We start from the raw sequence: 22,811 nt of genomic DNA, 5'->3' as shown, positions 1-22,811 counted from the left end.
GGCGTGCCGGGGAGCCTCCTCGGCGCACTTGCGCCTGTGGGGTCTCCCCTGGCCCGTACTCCCGCAGGACTTTGAATTTGCATCCTCGAATCCGCCCACGCACGAAGGAAATGCGATAGCATTTTCGAGGAGTCTTCGCCGCCTTCCGCTCCAATCAACATGCTAAAAATAACAATAACCTTTAACACAGCCAACATAAAAGAAAACTGACAGGGAATGATTTTGATGGGTACAAATGAAGTGGAAATTGTTCTATATGGGGCTGAAACCTTATGCCCGAGCTGTGTAAATTTACCTTCTTCAAGAGAGACTTTTGAATGGCTTGAAGCCGCCATTGCCAGGAAGTTTCCCGACCAGCCGTTTAAGATGACCTATGTGGATATTTTTCAGCCAGAGGGTGACCAAGGCAAAATAGCGTTTGCTCAGCGGGTCATTGAAGAAGATTTGTTTTATCCGGTTGTAGTCATTAAAGAGAAAATTGTTGGTGAAGGGAATCCACGCTTGAAAACCATTTTTGCAGAACTCGAAAAGTATGGATATCAAGCAAACGTATAAAAAGAAGCATTCCGGCGGGAATGCTTCTTTTATACGTTTATTTACTAATCGGCGCTTCTCTTATGATCAGCCATTATGGAATTTATACATCCATAAAATTCCTGATTTTAAGATACGGGCAACACGGCCAGTAATGGCCCGGTCGGCCATCATTCCAAAGCCTTGTTTTTTTCCGAGTGAGCCAAGGACACCTTTTAACTTAATAGTCGGAAATGCTGCTGGCAGTGGTTCACCATTCCAGCGTTTTTTTAATACTTCCACAATCTGTTCTGCCTGTCCTTCAGCTAATTGTGCACTAGGAGCATGTGGTAAGCTCGCACAGTCACCTACAATAAATACATGTTCATCAGTTGGCAGGTGATGGTGAGGGGTCAAGATTAATCTTCCTGAGCGGTCTTTTTCTTCGTCCATCTGGCGGACAATCTGATTTGCTTGAATACCTGCCGTCCAAACAATCACATCACAATCAACCGGCTCGTCATGGTTAAACAAGCGCCCTGGTTCTACTTTTGTGATATTGGATTGGCTAATAATCTCAACATTATGCCGAACAAACCAATTCTCCACATATTTACTTAATCTCTCGGGAAAGGAAGATAAAATATGCTTCCCTCTATCAAATAATTTAATCTGAAGATCTTCACGGCTTTCACTTAACTCACTTGCTAATTCAACACCGCTTAAGCCAGCTCCGACGATAGCAACTACAGACCCAGGGCCAAGATTGTTTAAGACGGAGTAGGTGCGCCGGGCTTTTTCAATCGATTGGATACTATAGGTAAATTCTGCAGCTCCAGGGACATCGTGGTATTTATCTTCACAACCCAGACCAATTACTAAATCATCATAGTCAATCGGATCAGCATTCTTCATGAGGACTTGATTATTCTTAGTGTCGATCCCCGTTATCTCCCCATATTTAATTTGTAAACGTGGGTGTTCAGGAAACGCAACCCGCACTTCTTTATCAGAAATCGTTCCAGCAGCTAATGCATAGTATTCTGTTTTTAAACAATGATATGGAACACGGTCTATAAGTGTAATCGAAACATCCGAGGGCAAATGGTTTGGCAAAAGTTCACTCAAAATCTTCATACCGCCATAGCCGCCACCGAGAATCACAAGGTTTTTCATCGTTTATTACCCCTTTGTTTATCAGGCATTATGATCTTATCAAATAGTCAGAAAAAATAAATAATAGTAGAATAATATTTTCTATTTAACCACATACGAGTATAACTAATTTGTGTCGAAATAACAACATTTTCATTCAATTCTTGACAAGATGGCTTGAACGTGGTAATTGACGGCTTTGGTTAAATGGAGTAGGATAAGTAGGTGTGGAGAGGTGAAAACGTTGATTAAGCCGATCATTGAATTTTGTATTAGTAATTTGGCAAATGGTGCTCAAAAAGCACTTGAAAAACTGCAAAGAGATCCGAACCTAGATATTATCGAATACGGATGCTTGGGATACTGTGGAAAATGTGCCTCCTCACTATACGCTCTAGTAAACGGAGAAGTTGTGACCGGAGATACTCCTGAGGATCTGGTGGATAATATTTATCAATACTTAGAGGAAAATCCCATGTTTTAAATGAAGGAGCTTTTTGCTCCTTTTTATATAATGCGGAAGTCTAATAAATTTGTGCTTTTATTTGGTTGAGACTTCATTTATAAGTGTATATACTAAATTAAAAGCCAGAGGAGAAGGAGGAATTCTCATGAGTAAAGAAGTTGTGATCCTGACTGAAGCGGCATCATTACACATAAAAGAGATGATGAAGCATAATGAAGAGGAAGGTGCCTTTTTACGAGTAAGTGTAAAGGGCGGTGGTTGCAGCGGCCTATCTTATGGTATGGGCTTTGACCATGAAGTGAAAGATGATGACCTTCAGTTCGACCAGTATGGCATTCAGGTTCTAGTTGATAAAGAAAGTTCACTCATTTTACAAGGTACAAAAATTGATTATAAAGAATCAATGATGGGCGGAGGCTTTACGATTGATAATCCAAACGCCATTGCTTCATGCGGCTGCGGATCATCGTTCCGTACGGCAACAGCAGCAGGAACACCTGAGGAATGTTAATAAACAATAGGAAAAGGCGTCTAGTAAGACGCCTTTTCTTATTGTTTAAACATGGAGGAACTATGAAGCGGCTGAATTCTTGCTTTTGGATCAATGAAAGATTTTGCGTTGTTGATGGCTGTTGGTGCTTCGCCAAACCCACAGGCAATTAGTTTCGCTTTTCCAGGATACGTACAAATATCTCCTGCTGCGTAAATGCCGGGTATATTGGTTTCCATTTTTGAATTCACAACAACGGAGTTCTTTTCAATTTCAAGTCCCCATTCTTTAATGGGTCCAAGTGAAGAAACGAATCCATAATTACATATAACGGCATCAACATCAATGGTTTCGGTTTCTGAACTGCTAACTGTCTTTAGGACCACTTGTTTAATACCGTTCGCGTCACCAATCAACTCTGCTGGTACATACGGAGTCTTTACAGCAACCTTCGAGTGAAGGAGATTCTCAACACTGTGTTCATGAGCCCGAAACTTATCACGGCGATGAACGAGGGTTACCTGCTTAGCTATAGGCTCAAGCATTAACGCCCAGTCGACAGCAGAATCCCCGCCGCCAAATACAACAACGTTTTGTCCTGCGAACTGATGTAAGTCCTCAATAAAGTAAAAGAGGTTTTTCTTTTCATATTGCCCCGCACTTTTAAGCTCTAAACGACGCGGCTGAAAGGCCCCGTTTCCAGCTGTTATAATAATCGATTTACTGTAGTGAACTTCTTTATTGGTGGTTAATTTAAAGATGCTGTCCTCTTGTTTTTCTAACTTCTCAACAGACTGCTCCAGAACTATGGTTGGTTCGAATTTAGCCATCTGTTCTTTCAAATTATTTATTAATTCTTGTGCGCGGATCTTCGGAAAACCTGCCACATCATAAATATATTTTTCCGGATATAGGGCCGACAACTGACCGCCAAGCTGTGGCAGGCTCTCAATGATTTTTACTGACGCTTGTCTCATACCGCCATAAAAGGCCGTAAATAGACCGGTAGGACCGCCGCCAATTATCGTAATATCAAATACTTTTTGATCTTCTTGCACTTAGGATCCCCCCAACAAGTAGTAACAAACTCCATTTCCTATCCATCACAAATAACGCTTTCCTCACCCTTCGGTTTTGAGTATTCAGATAAAATAAATTTTTGGCTGAATAATTCAGCTAAAATATTTATATAAATGCTTGAAAATAGTGAGAAACTAGCATAAGATGTATTGTGAATATATTGTTAAGAAATTGTGACAGAATAAGTACAGTTATGTGAATGAGCTCTATTCATACTATTCATTTTTGTTCCTTAAAATTCCTTATTCGCTTTCTAAGTACTTATGGTTATTTCTTTTTCTTTATTCCTATTCGTGAATTACATCACATAATTTTTTTCGCTATGTATCGTGAAATATCTCACATACAGCAAATTTCATCTAAGTAAAATAAAATTGGACATAGCAGTGGAAGATAAGAAAAAGAGCATTTATAAAAAAATATACTAAAAGGTGGAAGTGATCACTTTGAGACAGCCTAAAATTGTGATTCTTGGTGCAGGTTACGGCGGACTTCTGACGACAGTTCGTTTGCAGAAGATACTCGGCGTAAATGAAGCAGATATTGTATTAATAAATAAAAATGACTATCATTATGAAACAACATGGTTACATGAGGCCTCTGCTGGTACGCTTCATCATGATAAAGTCCGCTATGATATTCGTGATGTCATCGACCGCAGTAAGGTTAGCTTTGTACAGGATACTGTGGTTGAGATTAATAAAGACGAAAAGAAAGTCGTACTAGAAAAAGGCGAAGTGGATTATGACTATCTAGTTATTGCCCTTGGCGGTGAACCGGAAACATTCGGTATCAAAGGCTTGAAAGAATATGCATTTGGAATTACCAATGTCAATTCTGCCCGTCAATTACGTGAGCATATTGAATATCAATTTGCTACGTACAATATGGAAGAAGAAAAGAACGACAATCGTCTTTCTATCGTTGTTGGTGGTGCTGGTTTTACGGGAATTGAATTCCTTGGTGAGTTAACAAACCGGATTCCAGAACTGTGCCATGAATATGATGTCGATTTCCACAAGGTAAAAATTTATTGTGTGGAAGCAGCCCCAACGGTATTGCCAGGTTTTGATCCTGAACTAGTTAATTACGCCGTTTCTACATTAGAACGTAAAGGTGTAGAGTTTTTAATTGGCACGGCAATTAAAGAAGCTGTTCCTGGCGGTATTCTTGTCGCAAAAGGCGATGCAGAGCCATATGAAATTAAGGCTGAGACAGTTGTTTGGGCTGCCGGGGTTCGCGGTAACTCTGTTATCGAAAAATCAGGCTTTGAAGCAATGAGAGGCCGGGTTAAGGTCCAACCAGATTTGCGCGTTCCTGGATTTGAAAATGTCTTCATCATTGGTGACAGCTCTCTTGTTATTAACGAAGAAATCAATCGTCCATATCCGCCAACAGCACAAATTGCGATGCAGCAAGCAGAATTGACTGCTAAGAATATTGCTGCTTTAATTCGTAATAAGTCAGAATTAGAAAGCTTTACGTTCGATAATAAAGGGACTGTCTGCTCTCTTGGTGAAGACGATGCGATTGGTGTAGTTTTTGGCAAAAAGCTTACCGGTGGAAAAGCTTCTTTTATGAAGAAAGTGGTCGATAACCGTGCCCTTTACATGATCGGCGGAGCAGGTATGGTATTGAAAAAAGGTAAATTTAATCTATTTTAAACTGTATAGCGGAAGCGCCTTTTAGGGTGTTAAAGCTTCTATCATTTTTTACAAAAAGGACAGAGAAACTCTGTTCTTTTTTGCTATGATAAAAAGGAGAGATTCTGAGGCAGGGCACCTTTGGACAAGGGGAGGTCCCAAAACCGTAGTCCTGTCTGAAGCCGGCTCATCTTTGGACAAGTGAGGGTCCAAAACTCGTATTCCTGTCTAAAGTCGGCTCACCTTCGGACAAGGGGAGGTCCCAACCCTGTAGTCCTGTCTGAAGCCGGCTCATCTTTGGACAAGTGAGGGTCCAAAACTCGTATTCCTGTCTAAAGTCGGCTCACCTTCGGACAAGGGAAAGTTCCAAACCCGAAGACCTGTCCGAAGGCGTGGAATCTTCGGACAAGGGAAGGTTCCAAACCCGTAGTCCTGTCTAAAGTCGGCTCATCTTCGGACAAGGGGAGGTCCCAAACCCGTAGTCCTGTCTAAAGTCGGCTCACCTTCGGACAAGGGAGGATCCCAAACCCGTAGTCCTGTCTAAAGTCGGCTCACCTTCGGATAAGAAAAGGACAAAACAGTAATGTTCCGTCCAAAGACGTTCACATGCGAAACGCAGATAGAACAAAATAGTGCTTTTTCTAGAAAGGGGTATTGTTACATGAGCAGTCATAAAACACGCGGCAAGGTCTGGCTGGCGGTATCCGGATTAGTAATGTCAAATGATGGACACTGGCTTGTTGTGAAAAAAAGATATGGCGGCCTAAAAGGCCAATGGTCTTTGCCTGCCGGCTTTGTAAATGAAGGGGAAACGGCTGATGAGGCTGTGGTAAGAGAAGTGAAGGAAGAAACGGGGATCGATTGCACGGTTAAGGGCCTGCTCGGGCTAAGGTCAGGTGTTATCAAAGGGGAAATTAGTGACAATTTGCTTGTGTTTTTGTTAGAGCCAACCGGAGATTTAACCATTACCCATCAAGAAAAGGAATTGTATGAGGCCCGGTTTATGGCACCAGAGGAGCTTAGCTTAGAAAAGGATGCCTCCATCCTATTACATTATTTAATTCATGAAAGTCTCTCATTTATTAAACCAGGAGCAAATGATATTAACCCAGGAAACCAGTTTGGCTACACTTCCTATAAATTATTTTTTTAATTTTTAGATAAATTGAGCAACCTATCGCAAATGGAAGATAATCTAACATGTATCCGTTTTCATAGTTAATTTTGCGTGAATTTAGCTCTTTTCTTTTTCGTGATTCCTTGATATATTATCAGAAAATTAAATTAATATGCAAGGGAGGCAAATGAGATGACTGTTGAAACGATCGATACAACGAAAACGTGTGATTATTGTGAGGGGAAGGGTTATTTTCAATTAGTACTCGGAGGTTCGGAGACATGCCCAAGCTGTGAAGGAACCGGTAAGAATAAAGAGAACTAAGAATTAGCTTCTTACTCTAAGAGGCTATTTTTTTTTGCTTATTTTTATTAAAAATTATCCATCCCACTCAGTCGTATGCTAATCGGTATTTGTTCTTTTCTTCTTGACTCTCCCAGGGCTTTTTAAGTACACTAATGGATGTATAAAAGGGGGAATTGTCGGGTGCAGATGAGCATTGTAGTCCTAATCATTTCGATCGTGCTATTTTTTGTCTTATTTTTTGGAATCGGTTTTATCCTGAATATGCTCCTAAGAATGTCATGGGTAATGGCAATAGTTTACCCGATTGTAGCCATTTTTATTGTAGATAAAGTGGGGTTTTCGGAGTATTTTACAAATAGTAAATTCGCCTTTGAAGATCTTGGGGCAAGAATCAGCAGACTAGCAACTGCCGATATACTTATTTTGATTAGTGGACTAGCAGGCGCGATTGCTGCTGGTTTTACGATAAAGTTATTACGGAAAAATGGATATCAAATGTTTTAAGACTTTTACAAGTGCGTAAAGGTCTTTTTACTTTTTTATCATACTTTTCATCCTCTAGTTGTATATTTCCCAACGCATTGGGAATGAATATTTTTGGAGGAGTGAAAAATTCAATGGATAAACTTGAAAATTGGACAAAACGATTTGCGATGATTTGTCTTTTTATTATGGCATTAGCCGCAACTTTTCAGTCCATTTCTGGCGTAAGTGCAAAATCGTTCATTCTGCCATTTGCGTCAGCGCTGTCGTTTACTAAAGTAGTTTCTGGAGTACCAACTCCGCCTCTTGAGGACGCTTTTGATTGGTCCAAGTACCCAAAATATGCCGTAACAGCTACAGGATATACAGCAGGATATGAATCCACTGGGAAAAGCCAGGGTCATCCTGAATATGGAATTACCTACTCAGGTGTTAAAGTGAAACGTGACTTATTTTCAACCGTAGCCGCTGATTTAAATGTGTTTCCCATCGGAACCATTCTATTTATCCCAGGCTATGGATATGGGGTTGTGGCGGATAAGGGAGGCGCGATAAAGGGAAATGAATTAGACCTTTATTATAAAACGGTGGAGGATGTTTATAAGCAATGGGGGAAAAAGCAGGTGGAGGTTTATGTCGTACAAAGAGGAAATGGGCATCTAACGGAAAAGGAATTGCAAACATTAAATAATGACAAAACACTCCAAGTATTCCGCCAGCAGTATACAAGTTCGGAAAAAAGATAACAATACATTTGTAATCGGCAGGCCTTGTGCCTGCTTTTTATAATTGAAAAAATACTTAGATTATCGAAGTAAAAGATAATTTTCGATATAATGTAATATATATTATGGAGGTGATGGAGTATGTATCAAGTAAAAAAAGAGTTAGACTTATCAGCGAGCAACGAGGGCTTAGTCGTGGGCTTGTTTGAAAAGCCTGAAAAGTTCACTGGAATATTAGCCGGCTTAGATGAAAAGTTTGAGGGGCAGTTAACAGAATTAGTAAAGGCGGGGGATCTTTCCGCTAAGTTAAAAAGCATAACGAAAGTACATAGCTTTGGAAAAATTGGTGCAAAAAGGATTTATTTTGTAGGTCTAGGGAAAGAAAAGGATTCATCCTTTGATAAGCTTCGAGAAGCGTTTGGTAAGGTCTTTAAGCAGTTAAAGGTAAATAAACAGGAGGAAGCAGCGGTTTATTTAGATACGTTTGTGACAGAAGAACTTAATAGTTTAGACGCAGCCCATGCGTTGGGTGAAGCTATGGCGCTAGCAACGTATCAATTTGAAGGATATAAACAAAAATCCAATGAGCCGGAGAAAAGACTTGAGAATGTAACGGTTTATAGTGGTGCTGCTGAAGAAGCGGATGTGCAGGTATCTTTAACGGTTGGATATGCATTCGGAAAGGCTACAAACTCAGCCCGCACGCTTGTGAATACGCCAGGTAATTTATTGACGGCTGCCGATTTAGCGAACTATGCTTCAGAACTAGCTGCAAAATACGACTTTGAAGTCGAAATTCTTGATAAAGCAGAGATTGAGAAGTTAGGAATGGGGGCATTCCTTGCCGTTAATAAAGGGTCATTAGAGCCTCCAAAAATGATTGTTTTACGATATCAAGGAAAAGAGGATTGGACCGATGTCATTGGTCTGGTTGGAAAAGGGATTACCTTTGATACTGGCGGTTATTCGATTAAAACGAAAGCTGGTATTGTTGGAATGAAAACCGATATGGGCGGGGCAGCTGCGGTTTTAGGTGCGATGGAAATTATCGGAGAAATTAGACCGGAGCAAAACGTTGTCGCGGTTATTCCTTCCACCGATAATATGATCTCTGGCGGAGCCTTTAAACCAGATGATGTGATTACCTCTATGAATGGTAAAACGATTGAGGTCTTAAACACGGATGCCGAGGGACGTCTGGTTTTAGCAGATGCAATTACTTATGCTAAACACCATGGGGCTAATTATTTAGTTGATGTGGCTACCTTAACAGGCGGGGTGATTACGGCACTTGGTTTGCATACTACTGGAGCGATGACCAATCATGATGGTTTGTATGAACAAGTGTTGGAGGCATCTGTTGAAGCCGGAGAGCAGATGTGGCTATTGCCGTTGTTTGAGACGGAAAAAGAACGGGTGCGCAATAGTAAAGTGGCCGATTTAAATAATTCTCCTGGAAGTGAAGGACACGCCCTTGTAGCGGGTGCGTTTATTGGTGAATTTACGGAAGGAACGCCATGGGTTCATTTAGATATTGCCGGAACAGCCACCACAGCGAAGGATTATGACCTTGGTCCAGCGGGGGCAACCGGTGTCATGACCCGTACCCTTGCATTGTTTGTGGAACGTTTTGAACCAATTGAAAAATAATAGGTGATGCTGCCGGGGAAGACCGGCAGCTCTTTTTGCGTGAAAAGAAACTGTCCGCATGAAGGCTCCAGGGGATAGGAATAGTGCCCGCTGTAGTAAAAAGGAAGCTGGAACGGTCAAAATAAAAAGGAATAGTGCCCGCTGTGGTAAAAATGAAGCTGAACCGGGCAAAAAAAGGTACTCAGTCAAAGGGCTCCAGGTCATACGCCGCTAAACGGGCGCCTCCGCTTTTCTATTTGCCCACTCCAAACCTAGTGTTTTCGCATATGAAATAGTGTAGGCAAGTATAGAAAAAGGAGGTAATAAGGTATGTACCCATATCAAAGCCCGTACCCAGTACAGGATCAGCGATTTATCGGTCTTGGCTGGCCATTAGCGATCGGTGGACTTAGCTTTTTAGGAGGCTTACTTGGAGGAGGACTCGGAGCATCTTTTGCCGCTCGGCCATTCTATGGTGGTTATGGATTTGGCGGATACGCTGGATTCGGCGGTTATCCAGGATTTGGTGGACCTGGGTTTGGTGGTCCTGGATTCGGATACCCTGGTTTTTATTAAATTTAAATTAAAAACAGCTCTTGCAGCTGTTTTTTTCTTTTCCCTGCTCTATAAAAGTTAAAGGAATATCAACAAAAGTGAAGAATAGGTTAATATGTAATCAGAATATGAACCGGAGGGGTAAGATGATTAAGGACACACTAATTGAAGCGCTCGGAATAGAAATTACTAAATTAGAACCAGGGAAAGTAGTAGCCGTCATGCCTGTTGATCATCGCACAAAACAGCCGTTTGGATTGTTGCATGGGGGGGCATCAGTGGCCTTAGCGGAAACAGTTGCCAGCCTTGGAGCCTATGAACTTGTTGACAAAGAAACAGAAGCCGTTGCCGGATTGGAAATAAACGCTAACCATGTCCGCCCAAAAACAGACGGAATGGTCACGGCAGTGGGTACAATCTTACATCAGGGCAAAACCACCATGGTTTGGGATATTAAAATCTCCGATGAACAAGACCGGCTCATTTGTGTGTCTAGATGTACAATGGCTGTCATTAAACTAAAAAAATAATCCGTTTGTAAGAGGATGGTGTTGCCATTCTTTTTTTTTTCCACTCCACCAGAACGCTTGCGCTTTTCTTTTGGCCATTGTACAAAAATTTAAAAAACTTCCATGAAATTCGTGCTATAATAATAAAAAAATAGAAAAAAAGCACAATTTTTTGTACAGGTATCTTTATATAATGGTAGTAAGATGGAAAAAGAAAAGGTGGTGAATGAATTGAGAACGAAGAAACAATATTTATTTATTGATTTTGAGTTTACAATGCCAGAGAGAAATGTTCGTATGAAGGATTTTTTCGCGGAAATCATTGAAGTAGGAATTGTTGCTGTGATGGATGACCAAGTAACCGAACAATTTTCTTCTTATGTAACCCCGTTAAAATTTCCGAGATTATCCGAACGCTGCAAATCATTCTTACATATCACGCAGCAACAGGTGGACAGGGGTTTAACCATTTACGAGCTCATTAAGAAATTGGCGGAATTCAATAAGGAGCATGTTGACACAACCATCGTTACCTGGGGAAATATGGATATGAAGGTACTTCGGCAAAATTGTTTAATGGCGGGAGTTCCATTCCCGTTTAATGGAGCAGAATTAGATTTATCAATGGAATATAAACGCTTCTTTGGCGACCAAAATCAAACAGGTCTTTGGAAAGCTGTTCAGGAATATGGGAAAGAAGGGACAGGCAAACATCACCGGGCACTAGATGATGCCTTGACTACCTATAATATATTCAAACTAGTCGAGAAGGATAAACGCTATTTGGAAAAACCAAAACCAACCACTATTGGAGATAGAATTGATTTTTCAAAACTTTTAAATGAATTTGCATAAAAGGCCAAATCATTCAAACTGATTTGGCCTTTATATGTGTGATCAAATCTTATAATCTCTTTCCAAGGATTCCAACGCGCGAAGGCTCATGTCCGCCCATTCTGAATTGGCTTCTGCCAACTCTTTTCTCATTTTCTCTAAAGCTTCTTTTAAAGACTCTTGGTAATCAGGAACCTCACCCTCAAACGACTTCACCATTTGTTTGGGAATATTTGTCTGCTCCCTATAGCTAAGGGCTTTTCTTTCATGAAACATGTGGACATCCGCATCCTTCGGATGGTGGAGGTCACCTTGCATCGGATGTTTCACCACTGCCAGCACCCTGACTAAGTAATGCTGTGGGCGAATTTCTGTTATTTCCCCGATATACTTTCCCGTTTTATAAATCCCTGTCACTACATTGCCAACCTGTAAGTCTGTCACATTAACCACCCCTTATGTATAAAATTCACTTGATTCCACTTCTCCATTATGACTAAATTAAAAACATAGTGCAAAAAGTTTAAAGTGAGAAAATGGAGGAATGATAAAATGAGCAAGAAATGGCTATTTCTATCAATTTTTATAACGATTGTTCTCATGTTGGCTGCATGTGGGACAAGCCAGAAGAAAGAAGACAAAGGATCAACAAACAAAAAGACTGCAGCGCCAAAAACAGAGCAACAGGAAGGAGCAAAGCAAGTGGCAGATACAACATATCCGCAGCTTTCAACAGAGGTAGCTGAAAATGAAAAACTAGTGGAAATGGAAACGTCAATGGGTACGATTAAAATTAAACTGTTCCCAAAGTATGCTCCAAAAGCTGTCGAAAACTTTGTTAAGCACAGTCAGGATGGCTACTATGATGGATTGATTTTTCACCGGGTCATTAAAGACTTTATGATTCAAGGCGGCGACCCTAAGGGTAACGGAACCGGCGGTGAAAGCATTTGGAAAACTCCATTTGAGGATGAATTCTCTGAAAATCTTTTCAATCTACGCGGAGCATTATCCATGGCAAATGCCGGGGCCAATACAAATGGCAGTCAGTTTTTTATCGTTCAAAAAACATCATTGGACCCTGCGATGAAAGAGGAAATGGACAAGGCGGGCTATCCAAAGGAAATCATTGATGCCTATGACAAAAATGGTGGTACTCCGTGGCTTGACCATCGCCATACCGTTTTTGGCCAAGTGATTGAGGGAATGGACATTGTGGATAAAATTGCAGATACAAAAGTAGATGCAAAGGACAAACCAGAACAAGATGTCGTGATCAAAGGAATTAAGGTATTAAAATAGTGTAAGGTGCTGCTCTATCCGCCGCTATATGGGAGCTAGCGCATTCTGTTGGTATGGAAACTTTTTTGTTGCTATAATGAAGTGAATGATTAGGTGCCTTAAAAGAAAGGGAGAAGAGAAATGTTTCTGCCATCCGTACTAGCCTTATTTTTGTACTTTCCTGAAGACAAAAGAGAATACATCCCTGCTGCCATTACGTGTGTTATTTTTTTAATCGGTGCATTAGTAACCATGCGTCTCATTATTAAAATTTCCAACAAGGAAGCACTAAAAACAAAAGAATTAGAAGAACAAGTAAACAAGAATCAAACGACACAAGGGAACAGTTAACCGTACTGTTCCTTTTTTTTAAAGCTTTATCTTACCCCCTTTTGGAATAGCTCTAGCAACGATTGCCTATACTAATCCCAAAATGTCTAAAAAAGGGGAGAAACTTATGAAGAAAAGCTGGATGATGATCCCGCTTCTCCTGCTTTCAGGTTGTACGGAAAAGGAAGTTAAACAGTTAGATGTACAAGTGTATAATCCATCAGGAGATTCACTTGGAACCATAACACTCGCTGAGCAGTCAAGTGGTGTGAAAATGACCGTTGATTTAACGGGACTTCCCGCGGGAGAACATGCCATACATATACACGAAACCGGTAAGTGTGAAGCTCCTGATTTCAAATCAGCCGGTAACCATTTTAATCCTGAAAATAAAGAGCACGGTCTTCTCCATCCGAAAGGAGCTCATGCAGGGGATCTGCCAAATTTAATTGTCGAGGATGACGGGTCAGTAAAGGCCGATTTAATGGCGCCTAATGTTACCTTGAAAAACGGTAAACAATCGCTGTTTACCAAAGAAGGAACTTCCATTGTGATTCATGAAGGAAAAGATGATGGGATGACCCAGCCAGCGGGAGATTCGGGAAACCGAATTGCTTGTGGTGAAATTTCTAAAGAGAAACAGTCAGGACAAAAAAAGGCACAGGACGAAAAAAAATAGAGTACAAGCGATCCCGAGCAGCAGTTTAGTTTTTTATTTTCAATCTCATAGGTATCCATCTAAGCTTATCCAAAAAGTGGTACATACACTAGTAGGGAGAATGCAAGGAGGCGATCGTATGGAAAAAAGACAATTTGGCGGATTTTCAGGGCAAATGGGTTATCCACAAATGATGGGAGGATTTCCACAAATGGGAGGCTACCCACAGATGGGAGGCTACCCACAAATGGGAGGCTATCCGCAAATGGGAGGCTATCCACAAATGGGAGGCCATTCGCAAATGGGAGGTTATCCGCAAATGGGAGGCTATCCGCAGATGGGAGGCCATTCGCAAATGGGAGGCTTTCCGCAAATGGGAGGCTATCCGCAGATGGGAGGCCATTCGCAAATGGGAGGCTTTCCGCAAATGATGGGCGGTCAACAGCAAATGGGCTTTCCTCAAGGAATGGGCGGGTCCATGCAGGGGCATACACCCACTTCTTTCGGCCAGCGGAAAAAAATAAATAAACATTAATAAGAGAAGTACCTGTTCTTTCAATATAAGGGACAGGTCTTCTTTTTTGCTTGATTTCAATTCTTTATTTTAAGACAATGAATACATTCAAAAACGTTACGGGGTGTGTTTCTAATGCAAGCAAAACTATATTATCAAGATGCGTACATACAAACCTTTTCCGCACGTATACTCAAGCAGGAGTGCGATGAAACAGGTAATAATTTTGTAGTCCTCAACCAAACAGCTTTTTATCCAACCGGAGGCGGGCAGCCGCATGACACCGGTCAAATTGCAGGCAGAGCGGTTCATAATGTGGAAGAAGTGAACGGTGAAATTCGGCACTATTTTGAGACGCCAATACAGCAGGCAGGATCTGATGTGAGTTGTACCATTGATTGGGATAGAAGATTCGATCATATGCAGCAGCATGCAGGGCAGCATATCTTGTCGGCTGCTTTTGACCATTTATTTGGCTATAAAACGGTGGGCTTCCATATGGGAGCTGAAAACCTGACTATTGACTTAGAAACGGAAGAATTGACGAAGGAGGAAGCTGCGAAAGCAGAGGAGCTTGCCAACCAAATAATCCTAGAGAACCGGCCCATTGAAATAAAATGGGTAACAGAGGAAGAGTTGTCCCAGTATGCATTAAGGAAAGAAACTAAGGTAAAAGAAGATATACGGCTTGTGATTATCCCGGACTTTGACTATAATGGCTGCGGCGGAACACATCCAAAGGCAACCGGTGAGGTAAGTGCCGTTAAAATTTTAGATTGGGAAAAACAACGAAAAAATACTCGGATTCAATTCTCCTGCGGCTCTCGTGTCATCCGAAAGCTTGGGGAGAAACAAAACGTGTTACTGCAATTAACCAATCTCTTGAATGTACCAGAAAAAGACATGGACAAGGCTGTCATCCGTTTGTTAGAAAATGAGAAACAACTAACCCAAGCACTTGAACAGGCAAAAGAATCCTTGCTTCTATATGAAGCGAGAGAATTGGCAGAGCAGGATCAGACGGTCATGACAAAGGTTTTTGAGAACAGGACGATTCAAGAGCTTCAAAAGCTTGCACGGATGATTGTATCAGAGCATGAAAACAGTCTTGTATTTTTTGTTGCCACGGATGGGACTCGTCTGCAGTTGGTGTGTGCAAAAGGGAAAGCGCGAACCGAGAATATGAAAAAGCTGATCGGTGAAATTTTGCCGTTGATAAAGGGTAAAGGCGGCGGGAATGATTCCTTTGCTCAGGGTGGTGGAGAGGCTCTCCTGACGGGGGAACAAATCCTAGATAAGCTAGTAACCTTGGTAAATTAATCCCGGCTTATTATAGTAGAAAAGTTCATATAAAAGGATGGAGAAGAAAGATGCGGAAAGAGGTACTGATTAACCTACAATATGTAGATGTCTTAAATCAATGGAATCCATTCCAGTTAGAAAATGGCGATTATGATCCAGAAATTGCTGATACCATCCAAGCCGTTCATGAACTGGATGACCCCTTGAAGTTAGCAAAGCGGATCCAAGCGATTTATGAGTTTTCATTTGAAAAAATAATCTCGATCGAGGAATGTCGTCGAATCGCCATAGATTTATTGATGATTAAAGCCAATCAATCTTGCTCCTTGTAAGCACTTTTTGAAGGATCAGTTCTAATAAGAGATAAAAAAAGAGGACAACCTGACGGATTGTCCTCTCAAAAAGGGGGGAATACTAGAAAGCTTTATAATTAAAGTTTTTCCAGTTTCCCCATTTTTATACAGAAAAAACGGAGCCAAAATAAAAAAACGGCAAAATATACCGTTTTAATAAATTTATTCCATTAAGGGTTCACAGAGGTGCTTTGCTGTAATAGTTCTGATGCAGGTATATCGAGAACAGTAGATAATTTTAAGATTGTCTGATTACTTGGAATTTGTTCCCCAGATTCATATTTTGCAATTGTCTGCGTTCCAACTCTAATCTTTTGAGCCAGTTCTTCTTGAGTCATATTAAGCATTTCACGGCCGGTTTTAATGATTTCCCCAATTGAATGCATACTGTTCACCTCATCTAAAAATTATTTATTCCCTATTATTATATCATGGAAATTCTCCCCACTCCTTATACATCGATGAACTTTATGTTAAGTTTTCACTATAGTGCAACATCTTATCTAATTTGATAAGGTTTTTGATTAAACTCATTGTTTATGATATAATATTTTAATGCGTATATAATGGAAAAATAAATATTTATTTAGGAGTGTTTTCATGACAGAAAGAATTGAAGTTGGAAGTGTTTTAACAGGTAAGGTAACCGGAATTCAACCATACGGAGCGTTTGTTGCATTAGATGAAAATACACAAGGTCTTGTTCATATTTCTGAAATCACGCACGGTTATGTAAAAGATATCAATGAGCACCTAAAAGTTGGAGATGAAATTAAGGTTAAAGTCTTATCAATAGATGAAGCCGCAGGTAAAATTGGTCTTTCAATCCGTGCTACTGAAGAAGCACCTGTACAACAGGCTGCTAAACCGAAGAAACCGCGCAAACGTACTGCTGCAGCTATTATTCCTGAAGCGGAAGGTCAACAAGGTTTCAATACCTTAAAAGACAAGCTGCAAGAGTGGATTGACCAATCTTCACGTGAAGATTTAATCAAAAAGTAAGGAAACCATAAGCCTGGTTCAAACTAATTTCTAGTTTGAACCAGGCTTATTTTTTAGGGAAATATAGGAATGAATACCAGCCTGATAAAAAAATACTTTAAAAATTGTTCATTCTTCAGAAGACCTCGGCTACAATAGAAGTATCTATACATAAAAGCCAAAATTAACTGGAGGAAATAACATGGATTCTAAAAGCAGCTCAAGTAAATTGATCGAGCAAACAGAGAAGTATGGTGCCCATAATTATCATCCCCTGCCAATCGTGATCTCCCGCGCTGAAGGGGTTTGGGTGGAAGATCCTGAGGGCAACAAATACATGGATATGCTAAGTGCCTATTCTGCCCTTAATCAGGGTCACCGCCACCCTAAGATTGTCCAAGCATTAAAAGACCAAGCAGATAAGGTTACATTAACTTCTCGTGCCTTTCATAACGACCAGTTGGGTCCATGGTATGAAAAAGTCTGCCAATTGACGAACAAAGATATGGTACTGCCGATGAATACAGGTGCGGAGGCGGTTGAGACAGCTGTTAAGGCAGCCAGACGCTGGAGCTACGATGTCAAAGGCTTAGCCGAAGACCAAGCTGAAATCATCGCTTGTACAGGGAACTTTCATGGAAGAACGATGACAGCGGTCTCTCTATCGTCAGATGCTGAATATAAGCGCGGTTTTGGGCCCATGCTTCCTGGTATTAAGCTAATACCATATGGAGATATTGAAGCGCTTAAAGCAGCCATTACTCCCAACACCGCCGCTTTTTTAATTGAACCTATTCAAGGGGAAGCTGGAATCATCATTCCGCCTGAAGGCTTTATGAAGACGGCATTCGATGTTTGTAAAGAGAACAATGTCCTTTTTATCGCCGATGAAATTCAAGCGGGGTTAGCACGAACTGGCAAAATGTTTGCCTGTGAGTGGGAGGGGATCGAACCGGATATGTATATCCTCGGTAAAGCCCTTGGCGGCGGCGTCTTCCCAATCTCTTGTGTCGTTGCCAATAAAGAGATTTTAGGCGTATTTAATCCGGGATCACACGGTTCGACCTTTGGAGGAAATCCAATGGCCTGCGCTGTTTCAATAGCAGCTCTTGATGTTCTTGTCGACGAAAAGCTTGCCGAAAAGTCCTTAGAGCTTGGGGAGTATTTTATCAATAAATTGAAAGCCATCCACAATCCAAAGATAAAGGAAGTTCGCGGCCGAGGTTTATTTATTGGGGTTGAATTGACAGAATCAGCCCGAAATTATTGTGAAAAACTTAAAGAATATGGTTTGTTATGCAAAGAAACACATGAAACAGTCATTCGGTTTGCGCCGCCGCTGGTCATTACTAAAGAAGAATTAGATTGGGCTATTGAACGGATTAACAAAGTACTTGGGTAATCACGAAAATAACTAGGGGTGCAAACATGGTGACGATTGATGAGGATACAGTGGCTGCAGATGATTTAAATCTTCTTACTTCAACAAAAATAGTAATACATGATGCCTTAAAAAAGCTCGGATATCATCAGGATATGTTTCATCTTTTAGAGGAACCATTGAAATCCGTCACCGTCAGAATTCCCGTTCGAATGGATGATGGTTCCACCAAGGTCTTTAAAGGCTTCCGTGCCCAGCATAGTGATGCAGTCGGACCTACGATGGGAGGCATCCGCTTTCATCCAAACGTAACAGAAGATGAAGTAAAGGCTTTATCGATGTGGATGAGCATAAAATGCGGAATATGTGACCTTCCATTTGGCGGCGGCAAAGGCGGGATTATTTGTAACCCGCGAACCATGTCCTTTGGAGAGCTAGAGCGGTTAAGCCGCGGGTATGTCCGCGCCATTAGCCAAATGGTTGGACCAACAAAAGATATTCCTTCTCCCGAGCTTTACACGAACTCGCAAATTATCGCTTGGATGTATGATGAGTACAGCCGTCTCCGGCAATACGACTCTCCTGGCTTTATCACTGGAAAACCTTTGGTACTCGGAGGGTCTGTGGGTTCGGAAAAAGCAGGAGCAAAAGGGATAACGATTTGTATTGAGGAAGCGGCCAAGCGGCGTGGACTTTCTCTTAAAGGGGCGCGGGTTATTGTCCAGGGCTTTGGCAATGCTGGTGGATATGTCTCCAAGTTCTTACATGACGCGGGTGCAATTATTATCGGTATATCTGATGTTTATGGTGCACTATATGACCCCGATGGTTTAGATATCAATTATCTTCTCGATCGCCGCGATAGCTTTGGAACGATCACAACGCTCTTTGATCGTGTGATGCCAAACGAAGAGCTTCTTTTAAAGGATTGTGATATTTTAGTGCCGGCAGCCATTGCGAATCAAATAACGGCTGAAAATGCCTATAATATTAAAGCGAAAATAGTGGTAGAGGCTGCAAGCGGACCAACTACGCTGGAGGCAACAATGATTCTCCAAGAGCGGGATATTTTGCTAATACCTGATGTATTAGCAGGAGCCGGAAGTGTGACAGTAGCCTATTTAGAATGGGTTCAAAACAACCAGGGTCTTTACTGGGAAGAAGAAGAAATTGAATGGAAACTGCGTGAAAAAATCGTCCAATCCTTCGATCGTATTTATGAGCTTGCACAAAGCCGCAATATTAATATGCGGTTAGCAGCCTATATGGCAGGCGTCAAAAAGCTGGCAGAGGCATGTCTTTTTAGAGGCTGGGTTTAAAAAAATCCTTGTATCATGAAAATGATACAGGGTTTTTTTGTGTAAGTAAGTAAAGAATATTATTTGGAGAATTTTGTTTTTAAGGAAAACGGGTACTACAACATGATAGGGAGAGGTTACACCCCCGGAGGGTAAGGGAAGCAGCTGCTATGACAGATAAGAAGAGGTCATAACCCCCGAAGAGGCAGGGAAGCAGCTGCTACGACAGATAAGAAGAGGTCATAACCCCCGAAGGCGAAAGGGATCGAGAGCTACGACAGATAAGAAGGGGTCACAACCCCCGAAGGCGAAAGGGATCGAGAGCTACGACAGATAAGAAGAAGTCATAACCCCCGAAGGCGAAAGGGATCGAGAGCTACGACAGATAAGAAGGGGTCACAACCCCCGAAGGCGAAAGGGATCGAGAGCTACGACAGATAAGAAGGGGTCACAGCCCCGAAGGCAAAGGGAATTAAGACCTGCAACAGATAAGAAATCCTCTAAGCCCCGGAAGCCCCAAACCAGTTTTTTTGCAAAATAAAACATTATAAATAATAATAGTAAATGAAAAGGAAGGTGTTATCAGTGGAGAACTTTACATTTTTAAACCCAACCAAATTAATTTTTGGAAAAGGCCAGCTTGAACAATTAAAAACCGAAATCCCACAATACGGGAAAAAGGTATTACTTGTTTATGGCGGAGGCAGTATTAAAAAAAGCGGCCTTTATAATCAAGTAACCAGCATCTTGGATGAAATAGGCGCCCAGGTTTTTGAACTTTCCGGAGTAGAACCAAATCCGCGCATTTCAACCGCAAGAAAAGGTGTAGAAATCTGTAAACAAGAAGGAATCGAGTTTCTTTTAGCAGTCGGAGGCGGCAGTGTTATTGACTGCACCAAACTAATTGCCGCAGGTGCTAAATACGACGGAGATCCATGGGATATCGTGATAAAGAAGACCTTCGCACGCGAAGCACTGCCGTTCGGAACCGTTTTAACACTTGCAGCAACAGGATCTGAAATGAATTCCGGCTCTGTTATTACCAATTGGGAAACCAATGAAAAATACGGCTGGGGAAGTGCCGTAACGTTCCCTAAGTTTTCAATCCTAGACCCGGTAAATACTTATACCGTTCCTAGAAATCAAACCATCTATGGCATGGTCGATATGATGTCACATGTGTTTGAACATTACTTCCATCTAGAAGAAAATACACAGTTTCAGGACCGCATGTGTGAATCACTGCTGATTACGGTAATGGAGACCGCTCCTAAGTTACTGGCAGACCTAGAAAATTATGAACACCGAGCTACAATTCTATATGCCGGCACCATGGCGTTGAACGGCATGGTAAACATGGGCTATCATGGCGATTGGGCCACCCATAATCTAGAACACGCAGTATCTGCAGTCTATGATATTCCTCATGGCGGCGGCTTAGCGATTCTTTTCCCACACTGGATGGAGCATAACCTAAGTGTAAAACCGGAGCGCTTTAAGCAGCTGGCGGTTAGAGTGTTCGGCGTAAATCCAGAAGGAAAGACTGCGGAGGAAGCTGGTTTAGAAGGAATTCGTAAGTTGCGCGAATTCTGGAACAGTATAGAGGCTCCTGCGCGCCTGGCAGATTACGATATAGATGACAGTAAGATTGAATTGATGGCTGACCGTGCAATGGTGAATGGCGAATTTGGTAACTTTAAAAAGCTAAACCGTGACGATGTACTAGCTATTTACCGGGCTTCTTTATAAAAGTAGCAAATTGTCGAAAATGGTTACGTTTTCATATGCTTGGGTTTCTTGATTATTTACCCAAGCTTAGGTAAAGTGATAACTGAAAATAAAATAATGGAGGATCACTACATGACACACGTTCGTTTTGATTACTCGAAGGCCCTCTCCTTTTTTGGAGAACATGAAATTACATATTTACGCGATGCGGTCAAGGTGGCCCATCATTCCCTGCATGAGGGAACAGGAGCTGGAAGTGACTTTAGAGGCTGGATTGAGCTTCCAACAAACTATGATAAAGAAGAATTCTCACGGATTCAGAAATCAGCAGAGAAGATTAAATCAGATTCAGATGTTCTGCTTGTAATCGGTATTGGCGGATCATATCTTGGTGCAAGAGCAGCGATTGATATGCTTTCTCACAGCTTTTACAACGCACTACCAAAGGAAAAACGCAGCAATCCACAGATCATCTTTGTTGGAAACAGCATTAGCTCAACTTATATGCACGATGTAATCGACCTGCTTGATGGTAAAGATTTTTCTATTAACGTCATCTCAAAATCAGGAACCACTACAGAGCCAGCCATTGCTTTCCGTATCTTCCGTAAGATTCTAGAAGAGAAATACGGTGTAGAGGAAGCTCGTAAACGCATCTACGCAACTACTGACAAAGCAAGAGGCGCGCTTAAAACATTGGCAAATGAAGAAGGCTACGAATCCTTTGTAATTCCGGATGATGTCGGCGGACGCTATTCTGTTTTAACAGCTGTAGGTCTATTGCCAATTGCAGTAGCTGGTGCAGATATTGACAAGATGATGGAAGGTGCTCGTCAAGCACAAAATGATTTCAGTCATTCTGAACTAGAAGAAAATCCAGCCTACCAATATGCGGCTGTAAGAAATATTCTTTACAATAAAGGCAAAACAATTGAAATGCTGATTAACTATGAACCAGGTTTACAGTATTTTAATGAATGGTGGAAGCAATTGTTTGGTGAAAGTGAAGGGAAAGACCAAAAAGGGATTTACCCATCTTCAGCCAACTACTCAACAGACCTTCACTCATTAGGACAATATGTTCAAGAAGGACGACGTGATCTATTCGAAACGATTGTGAAAGTAGACAAGCCTCGTCATGAGCTAACGATTGAAGCCTTTGAAAATGATTTGGATGGTCTTAACTATTTAGAAGGAAAAACCATCGACTTTGTGAACAACAAAGCTTTTGAAGGAACCATGCTTGCCCACACAGATGGCGGTGTGCCAAACCTAATTGTCACCATCCCTGCAATGGATGAATATTCTTTTGGCTACCTTGTTTATTTCTTTGAAAAAGCAGTCGCGATGAGCGGATACCTTCTAGGTGTGAATCCATTTGACCAGCCAGGTGTTGAAGCTTACAAGGTCAATATGTTTGCACTATTAGGCAAACCAGGCTTTGAAGAAAAGAAAGCAGAACTTGAAAAACGTTTATAAT

27 protein-coding genes are annotated in these 22,811 nt (G+C 41.4%); 23 read left to right on the top strand and 4 right to left on the bottom strand.

The window, feature by feature from the left end; all coding sequences use genetic code 11:
* The first annotated feature begins 225 nt into the window (after nucleotides 1-225).
* The gene (locus tag L1999_RS25025; RefSeq protein WP_235741002.1) at nucleotides 226-555 is read left to right on the top strand and encodes a YuzD family protein; all 330 of its coding nucleotides are present in this window, start codon (nucleotides 226-228) and stop codon (nucleotides 553-555) included.
* 66 nt (nucleotides 556-621) lie between these two features.
* Here L1999_RS25025 and L1999_RS25020 read toward each other — a convergent pair whose 3' ends face one another.
* Entirely contained in the window at nucleotides 622-1,689 is a 1,068-nt protein-coding gene (locus tag L1999_RS25020; RefSeq protein WP_235741001.1) for an NAD(P)/FAD-dependent oxidoreductase, read from the bottom strand.
* Between the two features lie 223 nt (nucleotides 1,690-1,912).
* Between L1999_RS25020 and L1999_RS25015 the strand changes: the two genes are divergently transcribed.
* Nucleotides 1,913-2,152 (top strand): YuzB family protein, encoded by a 240-nt coding sequence (locus L1999_RS25015; RefSeq protein ID WP_235744462.1) that lies wholly within the window; start codon nucleotides 1,913-1,915, stop codon nucleotides 2,150-2,152.
* A gap of 127 nt (nucleotides 2,153-2,279) precedes the next feature.
* Entirely contained in the window at nucleotides 2,280-2,645 is a 366-nt protein-coding gene (locus L1999_RS25010; RefSeq protein ID WP_235741000.1) for a HesB/IscA family protein, read from the top strand.
* Between the two features lie 38 nt (nucleotides 2,646-2,683).
* On the opposite strand, the gene L1999_RS25005 is transcribed toward L1999_RS25010, so the two are convergent.
* Entirely contained in the window at nucleotides 2,684-3,682 is a 999-nt protein-coding gene (locus L1999_RS25005; protein WP_235740999.1) for an NAD(P)/FAD-dependent oxidoreductase, read from the bottom strand.
* A gap of 468 nt (nucleotides 3,683-4,150) precedes the next feature.
* On the opposite strand from L1999_RS25005, the gene L1999_RS25000 reads away from it, so the two are divergent.
* From L1999_RS25000 to kapD, 9 genes are all read left to right on the top strand, one after another.
* The gene (locus tag L1999_RS25000) at nucleotides 4,151-5,368 is read left to right on the top strand and encodes an NAD(P)/FAD-dependent oxidoreductase (protein ID WP_430539992.1); all 1,218 of its coding nucleotides are present in this window, start codon (nucleotides 4,151-4,153) and stop codon (nucleotides 5,366-5,368) included.
* A gap of 640 nt (nucleotides 5,369-6,008) precedes the next feature.
* Nucleotides 6,009-6,500, top strand: coding sequence for an NUDIX hydrolase (locus tag L1999_RS24995; RefSeq protein ID WP_235740997.1), 492 nt, complete (start codon nucleotides 6,009-6,011; stop codon nucleotides 6,498-6,500).
* Nucleotides 6,501-6,656: 156 nt separating this feature from the next.
* On the top strand, nucleotides 6,657-6,788 hold the full coding sequence (locus L1999_RS24990; RefSeq protein WP_235740996.1) for a YuiA family protein: 132 nt from the start codon (nucleotides 6,657-6,659) through the stop codon (nucleotides 6,786-6,788).
* A 162-nt stretch (nucleotides 6,789-6,950) separates the two neighbouring features.
* Nucleotides 6,951-7,274, top strand: a complete 324-nt coding sequence (locus tag L1999_RS24985; protein ID WP_235740995.1) for a YuiB family protein — start codon at nucleotides 6,951-6,953, stop codon at nucleotides 7,272-7,274.
* A gap of 113 nt (nucleotides 7,275-7,387) precedes the next feature.
* Nucleotides 7,388-7,999, top strand: a complete 612-nt coding sequence (locus L1999_RS24980) for a 3D domain-containing protein (RefSeq protein WP_235740994.1) — start codon at nucleotides 7,388-7,390, stop codon at nucleotides 7,997-7,999.
* 120 nt (nucleotides 8,000-8,119) lie between these two features.
* Nucleotides 8,120-9,628 carry a leucyl aminopeptidase gene (locus L1999_RS24975; protein ID WP_235740993.1) on the top strand — a complete coding sequence of 503 codons (1,509 nt, stop codon included), beginning with the start codon at nucleotides 8,120-8,122 and terminating at the stop codon, nucleotides 9,626-9,628.
* 309 nt (nucleotides 9,629-9,937) lie between these two features.
* Nucleotides 9,938-10,183 (top strand): hypothetical protein, encoded by a 246-nt coding sequence (locus tag L1999_RS24970; RefSeq protein ID WP_235740992.1) that lies wholly within the window; start codon nucleotides 9,938-9,940, stop codon nucleotides 10,181-10,183.
* Between the two features lie 125 nt (nucleotides 10,184-10,308).
* Nucleotides 10,309-10,692, top strand: a complete 384-nt coding sequence (locus L1999_RS24965) for a hotdog fold thioesterase (protein ID WP_235740991.1) — start codon at nucleotides 10,309-10,311, stop codon at nucleotides 10,690-10,692.
* 210 nt (nucleotides 10,693-10,902) lie between these two features.
* A complete protein-coding gene (gene kapD / locus L1999_RS24960) occupies nucleotides 10,903-11,526 on the top strand; it encodes a 3'-5' exonuclease KapD (RefSeq protein ID WP_235740990.1) in 624 nt (207 codons plus the stop codon).
* 42 nt (nucleotides 11,527-11,568) lie between these two features.
* Here the strand turns inward: kapD and L1999_RS24955 are convergent, their stop codons facing one another.
* A complete protein-coding gene (locus tag L1999_RS24955) occupies nucleotides 11,569-11,949 on the bottom strand; it encodes a kinase-associated lipoprotein KapB (RefSeq protein WP_235740989.1) in 381 nt (126 codons plus the stop codon).
* Between the two features lie 108 nt (nucleotides 11,950-12,057).
* Between L1999_RS24955 and L1999_RS24950 the strand changes: the two genes are divergently transcribed.
* The 6 genes from L1999_RS24950 to L1999_RS24925 all read left to right on the top strand — a co-directional run bounded on the left by L1999_RS24950 (nucleotide 12,058) and on the right by L1999_RS24925 (nucleotide 15,922).
* Entirely contained in the window at nucleotides 12,058-12,807 is a 750-nt protein-coding gene (locus tag L1999_RS24950; RefSeq protein ID WP_235740988.1) for a peptidylprolyl isomerase, read from the top strand.
* A 120-nt stretch (nucleotides 12,808-12,927) separates the two neighbouring features.
* Entirely contained in the window at nucleotides 12,928-13,137 is a 210-nt protein-coding gene (locus L1999_RS24945; protein ID WP_235740987.1) for a hypothetical protein, read from the top strand.
* 106 nt (nucleotides 13,138-13,243) lie between these two features.
* Nucleotides 13,244-13,795: a superoxide dismutase family protein gene (locus tag L1999_RS24940; RefSeq protein WP_235740986.1), complete on the top strand. Its 552-nt coding sequence runs from the start codon at nucleotides 13,244-13,246 to the stop codon at nucleotides 13,793-13,795.
* Nucleotides 13,796-13,913: 118 nt separating this feature from the next.
* A complete protein-coding gene (locus tag L1999_RS24935; protein WP_235740985.1) occupies nucleotides 13,914-14,309 on the top strand; it encodes a hypothetical protein in 396 nt (131 codons plus the stop codon).
* A gap of 114 nt (nucleotides 14,310-14,423) precedes the next feature.
* Nucleotides 14,424-15,608: an alanyl-tRNA editing protein gene (locus L1999_RS24930; RefSeq protein WP_235740984.1), complete on the top strand. Its 1,185-nt coding sequence runs from the start codon at nucleotides 14,424-14,426 to the stop codon at nucleotides 15,606-15,608.
* Nucleotides 15,609-15,658: 50 nt separating this feature from the next.
* Nucleotides 15,659-15,922, top strand: a complete 264-nt coding sequence (locus L1999_RS24925) for a DUF1871 family protein (protein ID WP_235740983.1) — start codon at nucleotides 15,659-15,661, stop codon at nucleotides 15,920-15,922.
* A gap of 191 nt (nucleotides 15,923-16,113) precedes the next feature.
* On the opposite strand, the gene L1999_RS24920 is transcribed toward L1999_RS24925, so the two are convergent.
* Nucleotides 16,114-16,329: a helix-turn-helix domain-containing protein gene (locus L1999_RS24920; RefSeq protein ID WP_430539991.1), complete on the bottom strand. Its 216-nt coding sequence runs from the start codon at nucleotides 16,327-16,329 to the stop codon at nucleotides 16,114-16,116.
* A 214-nt stretch (nucleotides 16,330-16,543) separates the two neighbouring features.
* On the opposite strand from L1999_RS24920, the gene yugI reads away from it, so the two are divergent.
* The 5 genes from yugI (at nucleotide 16,544) to L1999_RS24895 (ending at nucleotide 22,810) form a co-directional block, all read left to right on the top strand.
* Entirely contained in the window at nucleotides 16,544-16,945 is a 402-nt protein-coding gene (gene yugI / locus L1999_RS24915) for a S1 domain-containing post-transcriptional regulator GSP13 (protein WP_235740982.1), read from the top strand.
* A 181-nt stretch (nucleotides 16,946-17,126) separates the two neighbouring features.
* The gene (locus L1999_RS24910) at nucleotides 17,127-18,326 is read left to right on the top strand and encodes an ornithine--oxo-acid transaminase (protein WP_235740981.1); all 1,200 of its coding nucleotides are present in this window, start codon (nucleotides 17,127-17,129) and stop codon (nucleotides 18,324-18,326) included.
* A 26-nt stretch (nucleotides 18,327-18,352) separates the two neighbouring features.
* On the top strand, nucleotides 18,353-19,624 hold the full coding sequence (locus L1999_RS24905) for a Glu/Leu/Phe/Val family dehydrogenase (RefSeq protein WP_235740980.1): 1,272 nt from the start codon (nucleotides 18,353-18,355) through the stop codon (nucleotides 19,622-19,624).
* A 564-nt stretch (nucleotides 19,625-20,188) separates the two neighbouring features.
* Nucleotides 20,189-21,352, top strand: a complete 1,164-nt coding sequence (locus tag L1999_RS24900; protein WP_235740979.1) for an iron-containing alcohol dehydrogenase — start codon at nucleotides 20,189-20,191, stop codon at nucleotides 21,350-21,352.
* A 111-nt stretch (nucleotides 21,353-21,463) separates the two neighbouring features.
* Nucleotides 21,464-22,810: a glucose-6-phosphate isomerase gene (locus L1999_RS24895; protein ID WP_235740978.1), complete on the top strand. Its 1,347-nt coding sequence runs from the start codon at nucleotides 21,464-21,466 to the stop codon at nucleotides 22,808-22,810.
* Nucleotide 22,811 lies beyond the last annotated feature (1 nt).

Origin of the sequence: Neobacillus drentensis, assembly GCF_021560175.1 — a bacterium.
GTDB lineage: Bacteria > Bacillota > Bacilli > Bacillales > Cytobacillaceae > Neobacillus > Neobacillus drentensis_A.
The sequence above is the reverse complement of the archived record's forward strand: the minus strand, read 5'-3'. Positions and strand labels throughout refer to the sequence as shown.